The sequence below is a fragment of the Trueperella pecoris genome (genome assembly GCF_014926385.1).
In the GTDB taxonomy this organism is placed as follows: domain Bacteria; phylum Actinomycetota; class Actinomycetes; order Actinomycetales; family Actinomycetaceae; genus Trueperella; species Trueperella pecoris.
In genome coordinates this window covers 1257369-1276713 of sequence record NZ_CP053291.1, presented here as the reverse complement: position 1 = coordinate 1276713, position 19345 = coordinate 1257369, and the positions used below count along the sequence as shown (strand labels likewise).

16 protein-coding genes are annotated in these 19345 nt (G+C 61.2%); 9 read left to right on the top strand and 7 right to left on the bottom strand.

Going from position 1 to position 19345, the window contains the following annotated elements:
* Positions 1 to 93 precede the first annotated feature (93 nt).
* The 5 genes from HLG82_RS06055 to HLG82_RS10585 form a co-directional block, all read right to left on the bottom strand.
* Complete coding sequence (locus HLG82_RS06055) at positions 94 to 615, bottom strand: integrase core domain-containing protein (RefSeq protein ID WP_193325986.1); 522 nt, start codon at positions 613 to 615, stop codon at positions 94 to 96.
* Positions 512 to 790 carry an IS3 family transposase gene (locus HLG82_RS10590; protein ID WP_369408121.1) on the bottom strand — a complete coding sequence of 93 codons (279 nt, stop codon included), beginning with the start codon at positions 788 to 790 and terminating at the stop codon, positions 512 to 514. Before HLG82_RS10590 ends, HLG82_RS06055 begins: the two co-directional genes overlap by 104 nt.
* A gap of 155 nt (positions 791 to 945) precedes the next feature.
* Positions 946 to 1230, bottom strand: a complete 285-nt coding sequence (locus tag HLG82_RS06045; RefSeq protein ID WP_193325984.1) for a transposase — start codon at positions 1228 to 1230, stop codon at positions 946 to 948.
* 101 nt (positions 1231 to 1331) lie between these two features.
* A complete protein-coding gene (locus tag HLG82_RS06040) occupies positions 1332 to 2210 on the bottom strand; it encodes an IS3 family transposase (protein WP_255313958.1) in 879 nt (292 codons plus the stop codon).
* Positions 2211 to 2223: 13 nt separating this feature from the next.
* Positions 2224 to 2487 carry a transposase gene (locus HLG82_RS10585; RefSeq protein WP_193325983.1) on the bottom strand — a complete coding sequence of 88 codons (264 nt, stop codon included), beginning with the start codon at positions 2485 to 2487 and terminating at the stop codon, positions 2224 to 2226.
* Between the two features lie 289 nt (positions 2488 to 2776).
* Between HLG82_RS10585 and rpsO the strand changes: the two genes are divergently transcribed.
* Together rpsO and HLG82_RS06025 are read left to right on the top strand one after the other, a co-directional pair.
* Positions 2777 to 3046, top strand: a complete 270-nt coding sequence (gene rpsO / locus HLG82_RS06030) for a 30S ribosomal protein S15 (protein WP_193325982.1) — start codon at positions 2777 to 2779, stop codon at positions 3044 to 3046.
* A gap of 179 nt (positions 3047 to 3225) precedes the next feature.
* Positions 3226 to 5571: a polyribonucleotide nucleotidyltransferase gene (locus HLG82_RS06025; protein ID WP_193325981.1), complete on the top strand. Its 2346-nt coding sequence runs from the start codon at positions 3226 to 3228 to the stop codon at positions 5569 to 5571.
* A gap of 61 nt (positions 5572 to 5632) precedes the next feature.
* Here HLG82_RS06025 and HLG82_RS06020 read toward each other — a convergent pair whose 3' ends face one another.
* Positions 5633 to 6319 carry a hypothetical protein gene (locus HLG82_RS06020; RefSeq protein WP_193325980.1) on the bottom strand — a complete coding sequence of 229 codons (687 nt, stop codon included), beginning with the start codon at positions 6317 to 6319 and terminating at the stop codon, positions 5633 to 5635.
* A 136-nt stretch (positions 6320 to 6455) separates the two neighbouring features.
* Between HLG82_RS06020 and HLG82_RS06015 the strand changes: the two genes are divergently transcribed.
* The 3 genes from HLG82_RS06015 to HLG82_RS06005 are packed head-to-tail and all read left to right on the top strand — an operon-like array spanning position 6456 to position 11671.
* A complete protein-coding gene (locus tag HLG82_RS06015; protein ID WP_246462388.1) occupies positions 6456 to 7757 on the top strand; it encodes a M16 family metallopeptidase in 1302 nt (433 codons plus the stop codon).
* A 12-nt stretch (positions 7758 to 7769) separates the two neighbouring features.
* Positions 7770 to 8504, top strand: a complete 735-nt coding sequence (gene dapB / locus HLG82_RS06010) for a 4-hydroxy-tetrahydrodipicolinate reductase (protein WP_193325978.1) — start codon at positions 7770 to 7772, stop codon at positions 8502 to 8504.
* Positions 8501 to 11671, top strand: coding sequence for a DEAD/DEAH box helicase (locus HLG82_RS06005; protein ID WP_193325977.1), 3171 nt, complete (start codon positions 8501 to 8503; stop codon positions 11669 to 11671). The genes dapB and HLG82_RS06005 overlap by 4 nt, the downstream gene beginning before the upstream one ends.
* Here HLG82_RS06005 and HLG82_RS06000 read toward each other — a convergent pair.
* Positions 11660 to 12259, bottom strand: a complete 600-nt coding sequence (locus HLG82_RS06000) for a GNAT family N-acetyltransferase (RefSeq protein WP_193325976.1) — start codon at positions 12257 to 12259, stop codon at positions 11660 to 11662. The two genes, HLG82_RS06005 and HLG82_RS06000, sit on opposite strands and share 12 nt — an antisense overlap.
* 105 nt (positions 12260 to 12364) lie before the next feature.
* On the opposite strand from HLG82_RS06000, the gene HLG82_RS05995 reads away from it, so the two are divergent.
* The 4 genes from HLG82_RS05995 to HLG82_RS05980 all read left to right on the top strand — a co-directional run bounded on the left by HLG82_RS05995 (position 12365) and on the right by HLG82_RS05980 (position 19301).
* A complete protein-coding gene (locus HLG82_RS05995; RefSeq protein ID WP_193325975.1) occupies positions 12365 to 13813 on the top strand; it encodes a hypothetical protein in 1449 nt (482 codons plus the stop codon).
* A gap of 9 nt (positions 13814 to 13822) precedes the next feature.
* On the top strand, positions 13823 to 14716 hold the full coding sequence (dapA, locus tag HLG82_RS05990) for a 4-hydroxy-tetrahydrodipicolinate synthase (RefSeq protein ID WP_193325974.1): 894 nt from the start codon (positions 13823 to 13825) through the stop codon (positions 14714 to 14716).
* Positions 14717 to 14822: 106 nt separating this feature from the next.
* Positions 14823 to 16499 carry a ribonuclease J gene (locus tag HLG82_RS05985; RefSeq protein ID WP_197551607.1) on the top strand — a complete coding sequence of 559 codons (1677 nt, stop codon included), beginning with the start codon at positions 14823 to 14825 and terminating at the stop codon, positions 16497 to 16499.
* Positions 16500 to 16676: 177 nt separating this feature from the next.
* Positions 16677 to 19301: an FtsK/SpoIIIE family DNA translocase gene (locus HLG82_RS05980; RefSeq protein ID WP_193325973.1), complete on the top strand. Its 2625-nt coding sequence runs from the start codon at positions 16677 to 16679 to the stop codon at positions 19299 to 19301.
* Positions 19302 to 19345 lie beyond the last annotated feature (44 nt).

Below are 19345 nucleotides of genomic sequence, written 5' to 3'. Positions count from 1 at the left end.
ATCGAACTTCAGGCAGCACAGGACCACGGACGCACGCAGGGCAACGGTGCACCCCAACGCACTGGAGTGGCCTAAGAATTAGGTCCAGTCGGTTTAAGCGTTGACCGTGTTTTCTTGTCTCCATTGTTCCGCGTATTTCCGTGGGCTGAGGTAGCCCAGTGATGAGTGCGGATGGAAGTTATTGTAACGTGATGACCATTGGGCCACGAGTAGGCGGGCATGCTCGAGATGCTCGATACTGTTGTCCTCGAGGAGTTCGTCTCTCATCCGGTTATGGAACGACTCAACAAACCCGTTATACCATGGTTGACCTGGCGGGATAAACGCTTGAATCGTCTCATCCTCGGCCGCCCAGGCCTCGAGGGCGTGGGCTATGAACTCAGGTCCGTTATCCATCCGGATCACCCTCGGGCGACCGCCGTGCTCCAGACAAGCCACGTCAAGCAGTTCAATCACCGAGCTTGCGTCGACCTTCTTGTCGACTGTGAAGGCAACGTGTTCGCGGGTGTATTCATCGATGGTGTTGCAGATCTTGATTTGTCTTACCGTGCCAGGTCGAGTCGAACTGGAAGTCCAGTGCCCACACGTCGTTCGGGTATTGGCCTGCAGGAACATTACGATGAGTGCCGGCAGCTAGACGCTTGCGTTTCTTCCTAGGTAGGACGCGTAGGCCTTCTTCACGCCAGATCCTTCGGAAGGTCTCGCGGCATACCCCATAGCCCTCGGCGAGGGCGTTTCTCCAGGCGCGCCGGTGTCCCCACCGGCGGTGATCACGCGCGAACTCGTGCATCCACTCGCGCAGATCCGCGTATTTATCCGGCTTGCTTTCACGGGTCCTAGCGCGCCGGTAAGCACTACGAGAGAGCCCGACGATCTGGCAGGAAAGTCTTTGGGAGTAGCCCAGCCAGGCGAGATGCCAGACGGCATCGTGGCGGCGAGCTGGGCTTAAAAGTTTCCCTCCGACAATTCTTTCCACGCAGCCTTTTCCAGCTCTGCCTGCCCAAGGAGACGTTTGAGGCGCGTGTTCTCATCGCGCAGTCGCTGGAGTTCTTTGGCTTCGCTCTTGGTCATCGCCCCATAGGTTGCCTGCCACCTATTCAACGTGGCTTCGCTAATCCCCAGCGTGGTGAGGATCTGAGCCGTCGTCGAGCCTGATTCCTTCATCTCCCGCGCCTTATCGAGCTTACGAACAATCTGCTCGGGAGTGTGTTTACTGAATTTCTTCACCATTCATCCATTCTCCCCACCTGCAGGCAGGGCATCAATGGACAACACTCAAGTCACCTGGACCTAAAAACTTAAGGCACTCCACCGATGGAGCGGGCTGAAATCTAGGACCGGGCGGCTTGAGGGCCTCCCTGGGTTAGGTGCCATTGTTTGGCGTACTGCGCTGGCGGGACAAAGCCCAAGCTTGAGTGCGGATGACACGTATTGTAGCGCTTCGACCACAACCTGAGGCAGTGGCTGGCGTGGGCCGGGTCGTCGAACATCTCGTCTTCGAGTAGCTCATCGCGGAGGCGGTTGTGAAACGACTCCACGAATCCGTTGTGCCATGGCCTTCCTGGTGGTATGAACGTCTCAACAGTGCCCTCCTTGGCCGCCCACTTGTTCAGCTCGTGGCTGATGAACTCAGGGCCGTTATCCATGCGTAACACTCGCGGACGGCCACCTCTGGAGGCAGCAAGATTGCTCAACAGTTCAATGACTGACACGGCGGTAATAGACCGCCCGACCTCGAATCCCACGTGCTCACGTGTGAAGTCATCTATGACGTTGCAGATCTTAAACGTCTTACCGTGGTAGTCAGTGTCGAACTGGAAGTCCAATGCCCACACATCACCGGGACACGCAGCTGGCTCAACCCCAGGGGTGGATAGGGGCAGACACCGCCGCTTGGGAGCCTTGCGTGGAAACACCCGCAGACCCTCCTGGCGCCATATGCGGCGCACGACATCGCGGCCGCAGTCAAACCCGGCCTCACGAGCCTTAACCCACGCGCGGCGGTAGCCCCAGCGACGATGGGATGCAGCGAAGGTCACCAACCAGCTTTGCAACGAGGCGTGCTTGTTGGTGGCAGAAGGCCCGGTTGTGTGGCGTCGGGCGTTGTAGTACGCCCCGCGGGAAACCCCGACAACGCGGCATGCCAAGCGCACTGAGTACCCCAACGATAGGGCATGGTCAATCGCTTCGTACTTGCGTGCCGGGGTCAGAATTTTCCCTCTGCTAACTCCCTAAGCAGCGACTTTTCGAGTTCAGCCTCCCCAAGCAACCGCTTGAGCTTCTCGTTTTCTTCCTGCAGCTCCTTGAACCGCCGTCTTCACTGCGAGTCATGTCGCCGTACTGTCTCTGCCACCGGTGATACGTTGCCTCACTGATGCCAAGCTCACGGCAAACCTCTGCCACGGTGCTGCCAGATTCCTTCAAGGACCTGGCCTTGTCGAGCTTCACCACGATTTGTTCGGGTGTGTGCTTCGAGAACTTCTTCATGCTCTCCAGTCTTCCTGCCCCAACCGGGGCTGTCACGGAAGACACTCTCAAGCCAGATGGTCTAGTTTTTTCAGCCCGGGCCAATTGGTATCTCCTACAGAGTTGAGCGCTCTTGTGGTTGTGTTGGGCATCTTGGGGGTGCGTGACAGAAGAGTTGCATATCACCTTGTAGCCCGCGGAGGGGGTGGACGGCCATGCTAGACTAGCTGAGCCGTTAGATCGGCCGCGGAGTGTCATCGCTTGGGAGAACATGCCCCAGGCTCCGCGCAACGAGTAGAAGGAGAATCGTATGGCTCTGTCCAAGGAGCGTAAGGACGAAATCATGAAGGAATACGCGACTCACGAGGGCGATACCGGCTCTCCCGAGGTGCAGGTCGCACTGCTCTCGGCTCGTATTTCTGAGCTCACGGAGCACTTCCGTAGCCACAAGCACGATCACCACTCGCGCCGTGGCTTGATGCTCCTCATCGGTAAGCGTAAGCGTCTTCTTTCTTACCTTCAGAATGAAGACATCGAGCGTTACCGTTCGTTGATTAAGCGTCTCGGCCTGCGCCGCTAGACGCAGCGATCGGCTCGCTCCCCATGGAGCGGGCCGATTGTTCATACCGCCCGAAGTTGGGTGCGCCCGAAGTTGGGTGACTGACAAAGAAGCTAATCCCGTCGGTCCTCGGTTGTGGTTGCCGCTTGAAAAAGCGTTGATGACAATCGAAGGCCGCGGGCCAGATGAAAAGGAGATCCATGGAGGGTCCAGACGTAAAATTTGCTGAAGCCGTTATCGATAACGGTAAGTTCGGCACCCGTACCATTCGTTTCGAAACCGGACTGCTTGCCCGCCAGGCTGCCGGATCGGCACTTGCTTACCTCGACGGCGAGACGACCATTCTGTCCGCTACCGCCGTCTCTTCCCAGCCCAAGGAGCATTTTGACTTCTTCCCGTTGACGGTTGACGTCGAAGAGCGTCAGTACGCGGCTGGTCGCATCCCGGGCTCGTTCTTCCGCCGTGAAGGCCGCCCGTCCACCGACGCGATCCTCGCGTGCCGACTGATCGACCGCCCGCTGCGTCCGGCGTTCGCCAAGGGTCTGCGCAACGAGGTTCAGATCGTCGCTACGGTCCTGACCATCCACCCGGATGACGCCTACGACGTCGTCGCGATGAACGCGGCTTCGATGTCGACTCAGCTCTCCGGACTGCCGTTCTCCGGACCCGTTGGTGCTGTGCGCCTGGCCCTCATTGACGGCCAGTGGGTTGCCTTCCCGCGTTACTCCGAGCTACCGGACGCCACCTTCATCATGGTGGTCGCCGGCCGTATCGTCGGCGACGATATCGCCGTCATGATGGTCGAGGCCGAGGCTGGCGACGAGGCAATGGATAACGTGGCCAAGGGTGGCACGAAGCCGACCGAATCCACGGTCGCTGAAGGCCTTGAGGCTGCCAAGCCCTTCATCCGCACGCTGTGCGAAGCCCAGCTTGTACTCACTGAACAGGCTGGCAAGGAGCCGGCCGATCTTCCCCGCTTCCTCCCCTACGAGGATGAGGAATTTGAGGCGGTTGGCGCGCAGATCAACGGCCGCTTCGAGGCGTTGTGGGGAATCGTTGACAAGCACGAGCGCGATGATGCTCTGAACGAGCTGACTGCGACCATTGTTGAGGAGCTCTCCGAGAAGTTCGAAGATCGCGAGCAGGCACTGACCCTCGCGCTCAACGCTCACTGGAAGCAGGAGATGCGTTACCGCGTTCTGACCGAGGGCGTGCGTATGGATGGCCGCGCCCCGGCACAGATCCGCACCATCACCGCCGAGACCGAGGTTCTGCCACGAGTTCACGGCTCCGCGCTGTTCCAGCGTGGCGAGACCCAGATCATGGGTGTGACCACTCTGAACATGCTCAAGATGGAGCAGCAGCTTGACAACCTTTCGCCTATCACGGCGAAGCGTTACATGCACCACTACAACTTCCCGCCGTATTCGACCGGCGAGACCGGCCGCGTGGGTTCGCCTAAGCGTCGCGAGATTGGCCACGGTATGCTCGCCGAGCGTGCCCTGGTTCCAGTTCTGCCGTCGCGCGAGGAGTTCCCCTACGCCATCCGTCAGGTTTCCGAGGCTTTCGGATCCAACGGCTCGACGTCGATGGGTTCGGTGTGCGCATCGACCCTGTCGCTCCTCAACGCCGGTGTTCCGCTCAAGGCGCCGGTTGCCGGCATCGCCATGGGCCTCATCTCTGGCGAGGTTGAGGGCGAGCAGCGCTATGTCGCGCTGACCGACATCCTCGGCGCCGAGGACGCGCTGGGCGACATGGACTTCAAGGTCGCCGGTACGCGTGACATGGTGACGGCACTCCAGCTCGACACCAAGCTCGATGGCATCCCGGCCGCGGTCCTCGCTCAGGCTCTGACCCAGGCGCACGAGGCTCGCCTCGCGATCCTCGACCTCATTGAGGAAGCCGCTCCGGCACCGGATGAGATGGCTCCGACGGCTCCGCGTATCATCTCGGTGAAGATCCCGGTTGACAAGATCGGCGAAGTCATTGGCCCGAAGGGCAAGATGATCAACCAGATCCAGGAAGACACCGGCGCTGAGATCTCGATCGAGGACGACGGCACTGTCTTCATCGGTGCTGACAACGGCGCTTCGGCCGAGGCTGCGCGTCAGACGATCAACGCCATCGCCAACCCGCAAATGCCGGAGATCGGTGAGCGTTTCGTAGGCACGGTCGTCAAGACGACGACGTTCGGTGCGTTCATTTCGCTTTCCCCGGGCAAGGACGGCCTCCTGCATATCTCGCAGGTCCGCCGCCTCGTGGGTGGCAAGCGTATCGACGCCGTCGAGGACGTGCTCAACGTCGGCGACAAGGTCGAGGTCGAGCTCGCAGAGATCGATCCGCGTGGTAAGCTCTCGCTCCATGCTGTTCTGACTGAAGAGCAGCTTGCCGCCGAGGCCGAGGCCAAGGATAACAGCAAGGACGAGGAAGATCGTCCGCGCCGCCGCGGCCGTCGTGAGGATGGCGAGAAGCGTGGTGGCGAGCGTCGTCGCCGTCGCACTCGGACTCGCGAAGATGGCGACTCGGAGGAGTCCGCTGACGAGTAATCGGTAAACGTGAGAGGGGCCAGTCCGCGAGGACTGGCCCCTCTCAGCATCGATGCTGCATCTACGAAGTCTGGGAGTGCTCTGACAAGGCAGCAGAGACGAGGCCGAGCCAGGCGGGGGCTGCTGTTCCACCGGGGTGGGTGTAGGCGTTGGTGCCAGGGGCCCAGTAGATCCAGCGGCCATCCTGCACGAGTACAGTGGCGTGGCTGAGTGCGGGATATTCCTCGCTTAGCACGCCGAAGAGTCGATAGATTGGTTCGTATTCGTCATCTCGGGGGACCTCGCGCTCGAGCAGACGATACATCGTTCCGCCGAAGTTGACATGAACCGTGAGGTAGTTGTGTACCTTGACGATGGCCACGTCGCCTTCTGGCAGGTCCACTTTGGGTGCGCGCAATCCTTCCGCCAAGACAGAACAAGCGCGGCGAGTGAAATCGGCCCACGATCCATCAGGTTCGTCGATCCATCGGCCGTCGCGGACTGAGTATTGGCCGAGGAGCTGATCTTCTGCCCAGGGCACATGCAGGGCGGCGACAGATATATCGCCGTCGTCGTTTAAGCAGATATCGGGTTCGAGGCGGCTGCCGTTGACGCCGTCGAGCCGGTCCCAGACTTGGAAATAAAACAGGATATCCGGGTCGAACCACTGGATCGACGTGCTTCCGTCAGTGAGCGTGGTGAGGAGGGCTCCGGCGCGCGGCCGACCCTGCGGGGTCTGGGGGAGCGTGGGCCAGAGAATGAAATGCATTTTTCCAATCGATGTGCTGTCCGTAATAGAAAATCTATCCACGACGCGAACTTTATCAAGGAAATCTCATCTGAGCTTGGGCCTCTCACGAGCGAGGTGGTGCGTTAGAGACGAAAAAAGTAGGATGGACTTTCTTATGGCACTACATCTACCACTAGATCTTCCGGGAACTGTTGAGTTCGACGACGACGGGATCCCCACCACGCGAACCCTCCTGCCGAGCGGAATTCGCGTGCTCACGCAGCACATCCCGGGGCAGAAGTCAGTCTCCCTTGGATTTTGGGTGGGAGCGGGTTCTCGTGACGAGTCGGCCGGCGCGGAAGGCTCGACGCACTTCCTTGAACACCTGCTTTTCAAGGGGACTCACACGCGCACGGCCGCCGAGATCTCCGCGCTAGGTGATGCGCTCGGCGGCACAATGAATGCGGCCACCGCCCGCCTTTATACCTGTTATTACGGGCGGGTCTTTGCCGGTGACGTCCCAGACCTCCTCACGCTTCTTGTGGACATGTTCTGTAACTCGAAGCTTGATCGAGCCGACATGGAGCTCGAACGTGGCGTGATCCTCGAAGAGCTCGCGGCGGCCGACGACGACGTCGCCGACGTCGCCGCAGACGCCATCCTCGAACTGGTCATGGGAAAGCATCCGCTGGCCAGGCCCATTGGCGGCACTTTTGACACGGTCAAGGCGCTTGACCACGACCACCTGCTGGACCACTATCGTTCGAACTATCACGCCGGCGAGCTCGTCGTCACCGCGGCGGGTGACGTTGACCACGACCAGCTTCTCGACCTGCTGCTGACGGAACTGCGTAGTGTCGGGTGGAATCTCGAAGATCGCCGCCCGGTTGCTCGGCGCCGCGAGGCCGACGTCCAGTACGCCGGCGGCGGAGAAGGAGCCGCGATACGGGCGGGCCGCCAGAGCGCCGTCGTCGTTGGCTATCCGGGGCTGCCGCTTTTGGACGAGCGTGAGGAAGTGATCGTCGCTCTCGACACCATTCTTGGTGGGGGACAGTCCTCGCGGCTGTTCCGGGAAGTGCGCGAACGGCGCGGCCTCGCCTACGCCACCTACTCCTGGCAGACCGCCTATCTTGAAGGTGGCGTGGCCGGAATGACGGCCTTATGCGCGCCGCAAAATGCTTCTACTGTAGCCGATATTATGACCGGCGCCTTGCACGACATTGCCGACAATGGCGTGACGGATGTGGAAATCGAAACCGCGTTCCGCCAGCGTAGAGTTAGGCTAGTCTTCTCATCGGAGAGTAACTCGTTCAGGCGATCGCGGCTGGGCAACTCGGAGCTCATCACCGGGCGGTTGCGCTCGCTCGACGAGGTGCTTGAGCAGGCGCGTGCAGTGACGGGCGAACAGGTGCAAAGCCTTGCTCAGGACATCGCCTCCTCGCCGCGCTCTCTGATGATCGTCGGTCCGCAGGTTTAGATCTGGAGGAAAATGATGAAGGTAGCGGTTGTTGGTGCAGCTGGGCGCATGGGTAGCTCAGTATGTGAGGCGGTCCTGGCCGCGGGCATGGATCTTGTGGCCCGTCTGGATGCTGGCGATCCGATCACGGAGCAGTCTCTGGCGGGCGCGGACGTCGTCGTCGAATTTAGCGTGCCTGATGCGACGGACGCGAACGTTCACGCGATCCTCGACGCCGGCTCCCATGCGGTGGTAGGAACCACCGGATGGACGGCGGAACGCCTCGATGCGGTACGCGAACACGCCCAGCGGGTGGGCAAGAATGCGTTGATTGCCCCCAACTTCGCCCTTTCGGCGGTGCTGGCCATGGCGTTCGCGGAGAAGGCGGCGGCGATGTTCGAGTCTGTGGAGGTCATCGAGCTGCATCACCCGGACAAGGTCGACGCGCCGTCTGGGACTGCCACCACGAGCGCACAACGCATCGGCGCAGCGCGCAAGGCGGCCGGCATGGTCAGCCCCGATAACACGCAATCCGATCCGCTTGGAACTCGCGGCGGACAGATCGAGGGCGTCCGCGTCCACGCCGTCAGGCTCAGGGGCCTGTACGCACACGAGGAAATCCTGCTCGGCAATCCGGGTGAACAGCTGACGATCCGCCAAGACTCCTTCGGGCGTGAATCCTTCATGCCCGGCATCTTGCTGGCGGTTCGCGAAGTAGCCAACCGTCCCGGCCTGACGTATGGCCTCGAGCCGCTGCTCAACCTATGAACTTTCACGGGCTCAACCATTTCGTCGATTCAGGTTCCTTGGCACGCGGGCTGGTCTACGCCACCCAGGGAAAGTCGCTCGTGCACTCGGTCACGGAAGATACTATCGAGGCCGAGTCGGAGGGGTCGAACGGGGAAATCTACAGCCAGTGGATCGAATACGCTCTGGACACCGACTTCACCTCGTTCTATGGCCAGTGCTCGTGCCCGGTGGGATACAACTGCAAGCACTGTGTGAGCGCTACGCTGATCGCCCTCGATCTGCTTCCTACCCAGGTCAAGCCCGCTTCGAGTATTCCCTCACCGACCATGGCGGACGCGCTCACGGGCTGGCGCCGAGACATGATGATCATGCTTGGTGTGGGCCTTGGTGGAGACGGCAAGCTCGCGCTGGCCTTTGATTACACGGCTCCGCGCCAGCCGATCCCCGGCATCCCAATGTGGAAGCAGCAGAGCGTCGGCAAACTTGAGATTCTTGCCATGCGTGAGGGCAACCGGGACAAGTGGATCAAGTCCGGGGCATCTCTGTCGTATCTGCGCAACGGTGGAGGCGAGCACTTCCAGATCAGCCAGGCTAAGGCGGTACGAGAGTTCGTCAAGGCGTGCGACCTCAACATGAACCATTCGAGTGCGCTCTTCCACGACACGTTGATGATGACGTGGGTGCGTTCGCCGCTGGTTGCCCAGTACCTGAAAAAGTGCATCGACGCCGGCGTTGAGCTCATTGACGCGAAGACCAAAAGGCCTCTCAGTATCGATCCTGAGCCCGCAGTTGCGTCCATCGAACTGACCGATACGGGCAATTACCTTCAGCTGGTCCCGAGGCTGGAGCATCCGCGCTTGGGCACGGACTATCTCCTGGTGGGCAGCCCGCGCCAGCTCGTCATCTGGCACGACGGCGAACTCCACCTCGCGTTTATCGAGCCCACCGCGAGTGAGGAATGGACGTACTTGCGAGATCATGAGGTCGTCGTTCCCGCCACAGAGCGAGAGTATTTCGAGCGCGTCTTCCTGCCGACGTTACGTTCCGTCGGCGACCTTCGTACAAACGGATACGTGCTCCCGGAGCCTCCGCGGGCGTCGTTGCGTTTGACGTTGACGACGACGCCCGGCCCGGTCGTCAATGCGGCCTGGGAGTGGGTCTACAGCGACAACCACGGGAACGTGTTCGGAACGTACAGCTTATGGAGCGCTCCGACCGGGCAACGCAGCCGTGAGGCGGAGGCCGAAATCCGGCGTGAGGTTAGCCCTGTGGTGCAACGGGTGTGTCCGCCGATGATGGGCGAGCGACTGCATGAGGCGTGCAAGCTCCAAGGCGAGCATCTTCTTACGCTGGGCGAATTGACGCGCGAGCTGAGAGACATCGGCGTGGACGTCATCGAGGACATCCCCGCGTTTCGCCGCGCCGAGGACATCCACGTCGATGTGGATGTCCAAGAATCGCGAGACTGGCTCGATCTGAAGATGGCCGTGGTCGTCGACGGCCAGCAGGTCGAGCTCCACGAACTGCTGTATGCGTTTGCGGCGGGGGAGAGGTTTACTTACGTCGGGGACGTATATGTGGACCTCGCTAGTCCCGATTTGGCCAAGTTGCGCCAGCTGATTGATGAGGCGCGGCTACTTGATGACCGGCGAAGGTCGGCTCTTCGTGTGCCCAAGATCCGCCAGTCGTGGTGGCAGGATCTACTTGACCTAGGCGTGATTCGCGCGGCGGAAAATCGGTGGCTCGAGGCAGTACGCCATGCCGAAGAGCCAACTCCCGCCACCGTACCGGATGGCTTGAACGCCAAACTGCGTTCCTACCAGGAGGCGGGATTTAGGTGGCTGTGCGCGTTGCGCGATGCGGGCCTGGGCGGCGTCTTGGCCGACGACATGGGCCTGGGCAAAACCATCCAGGTTCTCGCCATGATCCTTCGCGACCGCGAGCGCAACCCCGGCTCGCCTTGGCTGGTCGTTGCGCCCACGTCCGTCGTGGGCAATTGGGTGGCTGAGGCGGGCAGGTTTGCACCCTCGCTCAAGGTCGTCGGCGTTGAATCGACGAAACGCATTCGCGGCACAAGCCTGGCCGAGGTAGCAGCCGACGCCGACGTCGTCGTCACCTCCTACACCCTGATGCGGCTGGAGGCAGACGAATACCGTGCACTGGGTATCACCGGGCTGGTGCTTGATGAGGCGCAGAACGTCAAGAATGCGAAGTCGAAGGGCTTTGCGGTGGCCGCCAGCCTAGGCGCGCCGAGCGTCTTCGCGGTGACGGGCACCCCGATCGAGAATAACCTCGGCGAGCTTTGGGCAATGTTCGCCCTCTCCGCCCCGGGCCTGCTGGGGTCTGCGGAAAAGTTTAACGATGCTTTCCGCAAGCCGATCGAAAAGGCTGAGGGCCGCGGCTGCGAGGAGCTGATGGCCACTCTACGACGCCGTATTGGCCCGTTCCTTTTGCGGCGCACGAAGCAATCGGTGAGTTTGGATCTGCCTCCTAAGCAGGAGCAGGTGTTACACGTGGAGCTGAGGGGCGCCCACAAGCGCATGTACGAGGTTCAGCTGGAGAAGGAGCGCCAGCGGGTGCTGGGCCTGGAGGACGAGGACCGGATAGAGATCCTGTCCGCCTTGACGAGGCTACGGCAGCTGGCGATTGATCCACGTTTGGGCGATGAAGAATCGTCGGCGCCGACGTCGAAGATGGACGAGCTGATGCCGCTCCTGGATAGCCTCGTGGCGGAGGGACATTCGGCGCTGGTCTTCTCTCAGTTCACGCGCTTCCTGAAGCTCGTTGCCGCCCGTCTGGACGAAGCTGGAATTCCCTACCTCTACCTCGATGGGGCGACCAAGGGCCGGCCCGCCCTGATCAAGCGGTTCTCGCGCGGGGAGGCCCCGATTTTCCTCATCTCGCTCAAGGCCGGCGGCACGGGGCTGAACCTGACGATGGCGGATTATGCCATCTTGACTGACCCGTGGTGGAATCCTGCCGCCGAGGACCAGGCGGTCGATCGTGCGCACCGCATCGGTCAGACCCGACCGGTTCACGTCTACAGGTTGGTGTCCGCGGGAACGATCGAGGAAAAGGTGGTTGCCTTGCAGGATCAGAAGCGTCGCCTGCTCGGCGTCATCAGCGAAGACGGCGGTGTCAGCGCAAAGCTTTCTGCCGCCGAGCTGAGGGCCTTACTGGACTGAGTCGGGTGTAGCTTCGAGGGTGGTCCACCACAGGTGCTCCCGGATCTCTCCGCCGTCGACCTCGGCATGCCGGCGAAGCGGTCGAGGAGCGAAGCCGGAGGCGTCCAGGAAGTGGGTGAGTTGGTCGTAGCCAGCGATGGCCCAGATGTGGAGCTCGGTGGCGTCTTCGCACAGGTCGGTGATCGCTGCCAGGAGGCGCGCGTCGTGGCCTGCTCGGTTAAAGCGTAGCGGGACATGGAAGTTCGTGATCTCGTAGGCCACACGTGGTTGCCCGGTTTCTGAGTCGAGCCCGGACGCGTCGTCGTCTTTGAGGATGATCGGGTCAGCGGGGGCGACGGCGGCGAAGCCTTCGACGACGCCGTCGGCGAGCGCGACGAGGACGTGGTGACGGTCAGAAGGAAGGCTGGCGATCGTCGTCATCCAGGTGGCCGCGAGGGAGCCCACCTCGAGCTGGGCCCCGACTGCCTCGCTTGCCCGGCGTTCCAACCCGGCGGAAATGCTCTCGAGCATGGCCTCGCGTTGGATCTGTCCGATCGCGAGCGCATCTTCTTGGCGGGCGGGGCGTACTGACTTCTTCACTTCACTCACGTGTTGCATCCTATATGCGCTTGGAGAATTCTTCGACCATGATCTATTATGGATGCACAAAAGCGAAATGTCGGGTGCGCGTTCGAATGGTGAAAGTGTGACGTAATGCTTTGGATTGTCCAATGTTTTATCAGCAAGGGACATGGCTCCTCTGCGAAAGACTGTGCGGAACGCGCTGCGGCGTTTGTCTACGACGACGGATGGCGCAACTTTATCGAGCGCCAGGCGGAGAGGAGTGCGGCTATTCCGCCGGTGTATCCCGTTTTTGCGGGCGTGTCTCTATACATTCTCATCGCTTTTCTGCATGCCATGTTGAACAGCCAAAAGGGCCCGATTGACAACCTCCTGAATGAGATGTTGATCTTTATCATGACGAGTCATATCTCCTTTGGTGATTGGGTCACGCTTTCCCTCGGGATCGTCGCAGTGTTGGGCGCATTCGTTACCTTCCCGGTCATCGCGAGATGGGATCGGACGCACATCGATCGCTTGGCCAGGGAGGCGGTTGCCGACCTGATGAAACAATTTCGCCTCAAGGACCGACGGGCTGAGGCGAACAAACCGGAGAGCTTCAGGGTGGCCATCGGTGATATTTCCAATCGGATCGAAGTGTGTGATTCGTGGGGAGCTCGGCGGTCTTCCGGGCCCGCGGAACCGACCTTGCATGAAGCCGTGAACATCTCTACCGCCGTTCTGGCATTTTTCGCCGTCTCTTCGGCTGGCATAGTCGCGAAACCTGGCGAACCTCCTCTTCTTTCGTGGCAGTCACTGAATCTAATTGAAACCGCGGTAATTGGATTGGGGCTGATGCTAGCTGCTTTCCTGCCGCGCATCTTCGCCCGATTTACCGATGCGATGAGTGGCGTTCCACAGTATTGCGAGGGGCTCCGCGTCAGCTCACACGATCTCGAAAGAGGCAGGGAAATTGCTGAGATGGGGTGCGATTTCGTAGTCAAGGACTACCTAAAATCCAAGGAGAACTGCCTGGACAAAAACGAGAGGCTCATTTGGGTTGAAAGGACACTTCGTTACGTCTTCCGCCGCGCCTGGTGGCTCGTGGGGCTCTCGTGTGTTTTCCTCGCGGTTTCCCTGTGGAGAGTCATCGAACATTTTGGCGAGTATGGCGGCATTGTCCGCGTCGTTGCGTTCTGGGTCGTCATTGCCCTTCCCTTGATCTACTCTGCAATTGTGGGAGCGGGTGACCTCGTGCGCATGGTCATCGACAGGATCAGTGGCAGGTCCATCGTTATTTCCGGTTATGGTTTGGCCATCTTAGGATGTCTCTTTGCTGCTCTCTTTTCTGGCATTCCTTTGTTCGTTACTCTGCGCTTCCGGCCGGATTGGTGGGAGCTTGCGGTCCTGCCGGTCTCCCTGGCATGGGTGATCCTCGTCGTGATGCTACGGATTTTCCTGCCGCGGCGCGTCGACAAGCGACTTGCCGAGAGATTTACCAAGGCTGCGGAGTCGATCACGGCGATTCTCGAGTATCACGCCACCCGAGAGAACGAAGTCCACATGACGAAAGCCTCACCTCGAAAGGGAAACGCTAGGTAGAGTAAGGCCATGGATACTCCTTCGCGTTCATTTGGCTCCGTCAGCGTCGCTATGGTCACGCCGTTCCATCCGGACGGTTCAATCGATATCGATTCGGCCTGCAAGGTGGCGGTCAAGCTTGTCGACGACGGCTGCGACGCTCTCGTCCTGTCTGGCACGACCGGCGAGTCGCCGACCACCCACCAGCCTGAAAAGAACGAGCTCGTGCGGGAGGTTAAGGCCGCTGTTGGCGGGAGAGCGATGATCATCGCGGGCGCGGGCTCCAATGACACCGCCCATGCCGTACGCATCGCCAGGGGCGCGGAAGAATCTGGGGCGCAGGGCCTCCTCGTCGTTGCTCCCTATTACAACCGCCCCTCCCAAGAGGGCGTCTACCAGCACATTGTGGCAGTCGCCGAATCGACGTCACTGCCCGTCATGGTCTACGACATTCCTGGCCGAACCGGTGTTGCCATCTCCGACGAGACACTCGACCGGCTTGCTGCGCACCCGCAGATCAAGGCCGTTAAGGACGCCACCGGGAACGTGCCGCAAGGATTTGAACGGCTCAACCGCACCGGCCTCGAGTATTACTCAGGTGACGACTCGCTGAACTTTGCCTGGCTCGCCCACGGAGCATCCGGCGTCGTGTCCGTTGCCGGCCACGTCATCGCTTCCGGCCTGCGCGCCCTGGTCAGTGAGGTCGATTCGGGTGACCTGCCCGCCGCTCGCGCCGAGTTCGCCAAGCAGGCCGGCATCATCGAGGCAATCATGGGCGGGGGACAGGGCGCAGTCATGGCCAAAGAGGCGATGAAGATGCTCGGCGTGATCGAGTCCGCCACCGTTCGCCTGCCGCTCGTCGGCGCCTCCGACGCCGAACTCGCAGGACTGCGCCGAGCGCTCGAAGCCGAGGGCCTGCTCTAAGGCGGTAGTGGTCCGACGACGAGACGGAAGCAACTCACTGATCGTGACGGGACCCGACGGCGTCGTGGACGTAACAGGAAGAGCGTAAACGTGAGACAATGGGAAGGTGACTAAGACGAAACTACCTCCTCCCATTGACAACGGCACTCTACGCATCGTTCCGCTCGGCGGAATTGGCGAGATCGGCCGCAACATGACGGTCTTTGAGATCGACGGCCGAATGATCATCGTCGATTGCGGTGTGCTATTCCCCGAAGAGTCCCAGCCGGGAGTCGACCTCATCCTTCCCGACTTCGATTACATCAAAGACCGTCTTCACCAGGTGGACGGAATCATCCTCACCCACGGCCATGAGGATCACATCGGCGGCGTGCCTTACCTCCTGCGCCTGCGTGAAGATATCCCGATCATCGGATCCCAACTGACCATCGCGCTGGTCGAAGCGAAGCTCGCCGAGCACCGCATCAAGCCCTACACCATGGTCGTCGAAGAAGGCGACATCGAAAACCTCGGCAACTTCGAGTGTGAATTCGTCGCGGTGAACCACTCCATCCCGGATGCGCTCGCGGTCTTCATCCGCACCAACGCGGGCACGGTTCTGCACACGGGCGACTTCAAGATGGATCAGCTGCCGCTCGACGGGCGCATTACCGACCTGCGTTCCTTCGCCCGCCTCGGCGAAGAAGGCGTGGACCTCTTCATGTGCGATTCGACCAACGCCGAGGTTCCCGGCTTCGTTGCCTCGGAGGCGAACATCGGGCCGGTGCTCGAAAACGTCTTCGCTCAATCGAGTGGAAAGATCGTTGTCGCCTCGTTTGCCTCCCACGTTCACCGCGTCCAGCAGGTGTTGGACGCCGCCTACAAGTTTGACCGCAAGGTGTGTTTCGTGGGCCGGTCAATGGTGCGCAACATGGGCATCGCCGAAGAACTCGGCTACCTTTCGGTGCCTGAAGACACGCTCATCGACCTGAAGAACGCAGATTCGGTTGCCGACGACGAAATCGTCTACATGTCCACCGGCTCGCAGGGCGAGCCCATGGCAGTGCTCGCACGCATTGCCTCGGGCAGCCACAAGACGATCTCGGTCGGCCAAGGCGACACGGTCATCTTCGCCTCCTCACTCATTCCCGGCAACGAAAACTCGGTATTCCGCCTGATCAACGGGCTGATGAAGCTCGGGGCGAAGGTCGTCCATCAGGGCAACGCCAAAGTGCACGTCTCCGGTCACGCGGCCGAGGGGGAGTTGCTCTACTGCTACAACATCCTCGAACCCGAATATGCCATGCCCGTCCACGGCGAAGTCCGACACCTCGTGGCCAACGGTGCGATTGCCGTGCGCACGGGCGTCCCGGCCGAAAACGTCATCCTTGCCGAGGATGGTTCGGTCATCGACATGGTTGACGGAAAGTGTGCCATCGTCGGCGAGGTGCCCTGCGGTTACGTGTACGTGGACGGTTCCTCCGTGGGCGAGATCGGAGAGGCCGAGCTCACTGACCGCCTCACGCTCGGCGAGGAGGGGTTCATCGCGATCTTCGCCGTCATCGACGCCCAAGAACGCAAAGTCCTCACCGGCCCCCACATCCAGGCTCGTGGCATGGCGGAGGACGACTCCGTCTTCGAAGAGATCCTCCCCGACGTGCGGACCGCCCTCGACGAAGCCATCTCAAACGAATCCGCCACCACCTACCAGATGCAACAGGCCATGCGCCGCGTCGTCGGGCGATGGGTGGCGCGAAAGCTCCGCCGCAAGCCCATGATCATCCCGACCGTGATCGAGGCCTGAGCGGGCGCGAACCGGCCGGGCGCGAACCGGCCGGGTACGGACTGACTGAATACATACAATAGGCGGTGGCCGCCTCCCACACAGCTCACATTTCGGAGCCTCCGGCGCGTGAGATACAGAAGTGTCGGAGGCGGCCACTAGGCTCAAAGTGATCTATTGTGCCACGGAAGAGGAGATATGGCTCGGACACCTAAGCCGACCAATTCGCGCGCCTCGTCTGCCAAACGCAACGCCCCGGCAACGAAAAGGCCGGATGTTTCAGATGCGCCACGCAGTTTCGAGGGGCTGGCTTTTATCATGCTCGCGCTCGCGATCGTCGTCGCGCTACGCGAGTGGTTCGGCCTGTCCGGGCTGTTAGGAGATGTCATCCATCATGCGACGGCAGGCGTCGTTGGCGCGCTGTCGATCTTCGTGCCCGTCATGCTTATCGGCGTCTCCGTCAAGCTGTTCCGCCGATCGGTGGGAAACACCAACCAGCGATTCGTCATCGGCCTTGGGCTCCTGACCATCGCAATCACGGGCGTCATGCACGTGGCTCTCGGCCAGCCGAACCCCGCCCAGTCGTTCGCCGGCATCGAGGCGGCTGGCGGAGTAGTCGGCTTCCTCGCTGGCGGTTCGCTTGCCGCGCTTGTTTCGGTGTGGGGTGCCGTGCCGCTTCTCGTGCTTCTTGGCACGTACGCCATGCTCTTCTCACTCGACACCTCTGTCCGGGACATCATCGACTGGTTCAAGGCTCGCCGCGAGGCTCGCCTTGCAGCGATGGAGCTTCACGACGCCGAAACCGAGGTCATCGAACGGCCCGCGCGTTCGCGCGTGCGACGCGGAAAGCCTGAAGAGGCCGAGATCGCTAGCGATTCGCCGGAGTCAGCGGATGCCGACGCCTCTCCGGCGGACGTGCCTGCCACGCAGGCGTTCTCGCCCGCTGCCGACCCCGAGCCGAAGTACCAGCCGGTTCAGCGGCCCAAGGTCAAGGTTCCGGCTATCGTCAAGAAGGCACCCAAGCCGGAGCCGTTGCCGCCGCGTGTCGAGCAGCTCGAATTGTTGTCGAACATTACCTATACGCTTCCGCCCGGGGAGCTGCTGGTTGAGGGCCCTCCCGGGGTGGAGCGCTCGGCTGCCAACGACCATGTGGTCGAATCTCTCACCCGCGTCTTTAGCGAATTCTCCGTCGACGCCGAAGTCGTCGGCTTCTCCCGTGGCCCAACGGTCACCCAGTACGAGGTCGAGCTCGGCCCGGGTGTGAAAGTCGACCGCATCACCTCGCTGTCGAAGAACATCGCATACGCTGTCGCCTCCGCGGACGTGCGCATTCTGTCTCCGATCCCTGGCAAATCAGCGATCGGCATCGAGATTCCGAACACGGACCGTGAGACGGTCATGGTCGGCGACGTCCTCAAGAGCTCGGTGGCCCGGAAGCAGGCGCACCCGCTCGTCGTCGGCGTTGGGAAGAACGTTGGCGGGCAGTACGTCGTGGCGAATCTCGCCAAGATGCCTCACCTGCTGGTGGCCGGCGCCACCGGCGCTGGTAAGTCGTCCTTCATTAACTCGATGATCACGTCGATCATGATGCGCGCCACGCCTGAGGAAGTGCGCATGATCCTGGTCGATCCCAAGCGGGTGGAACTGACGATCTACGCAGGCATTCCGCACCTGATCACGCCGATTATTACCAACCCGAAGAAGGCCGCCGAGGCGCTCGAATGGGTGGTTCGCGAGATGGATCAGCGCTACGACGATCTGGCCCACTACGGCTTCAAGCACATCGACGATTTCAACGACGCCGTCCGGTCCGGCAAGGTCACCGCCACACCGGGATCGGAGCGCAAGCTCCAGCCATACCCCTACCTCTTGGTCGTGGTCGACGAGTTGGCGGACATGATGATGGTCGCCCCGCGCGACGTCGAAGCCTCGATCCAGCGCATCACTCAGCTGGCGCGAGCCGCCGGAATCCACCTGGTGCTGGCGACGCAGCGCCCGTCAGTCGACGTCGTGACAGGCCTGATCAAGGCAAATATCCCTTCGCGTTTGGCGTTCATGACGTCCTCGCTTGCAGACTCGCGAGTCATTCTCGATGCCTCCGGCGCAGAAAAGCTCATCGGTATGGGTGATGCGCTCTTCATGCCCTCAGGTGCCTCGAAGCCGATGCGTGTTCAGGGCGCGTGGGTGACCGAAGATGAGATCGCCGCGGTGGTCAAGCATGTCAAGGAGCAGATGCAGCCGGTTTACCGCGAGGACGTGATCCCGAAGGCAGAGAAGAAGGTCATCGACGAGGAGATCGGGGACGACCTGGATACGCTGCTTCAAGCGGCGGAGCTCGTGGTAACTACCCAGTTCGGCTCGACATCGATGCTGCAGCGTAAACTGCGCATCGGTTTCGCCAAGGCTGGGCGAATGATGGACCTGTTGGAGTCGCGCGAGATCGTTGGCCCGTCGGAGGGCTCGAAGGCGCGCGACGTACTGGTCACTCCCGAGCAGTTACCGACTGTCTTGGCCTTCATCAAGGGGGAGGACGTCAAGCTGCACACGGGCGAGACGTCCGAGGATGAAGACGATCGATACGCGGACGCCGATTTCGGCGACGTCGACGTTGCCCGTGAGCCCGACGCCGATTCTCGCCCGTATGCCAACGGCGAGGCAGGCGCCGGGGTTGACATGGACGCTGCATCGGCAGACGAGCCCGATGAGGGCCGCACCGTGGTGATCAACAACGACCGTTATGCCACCGACCCTCTCGCCTACGACGAGACCGAATGGGACGACGACCCGGACGAGGACGCCTGGCAATTGACCGGCCGGCAGTGACGCCCGTCTCCGTTGGCGTCGCACTTCTCCGCTCGTGACGCACC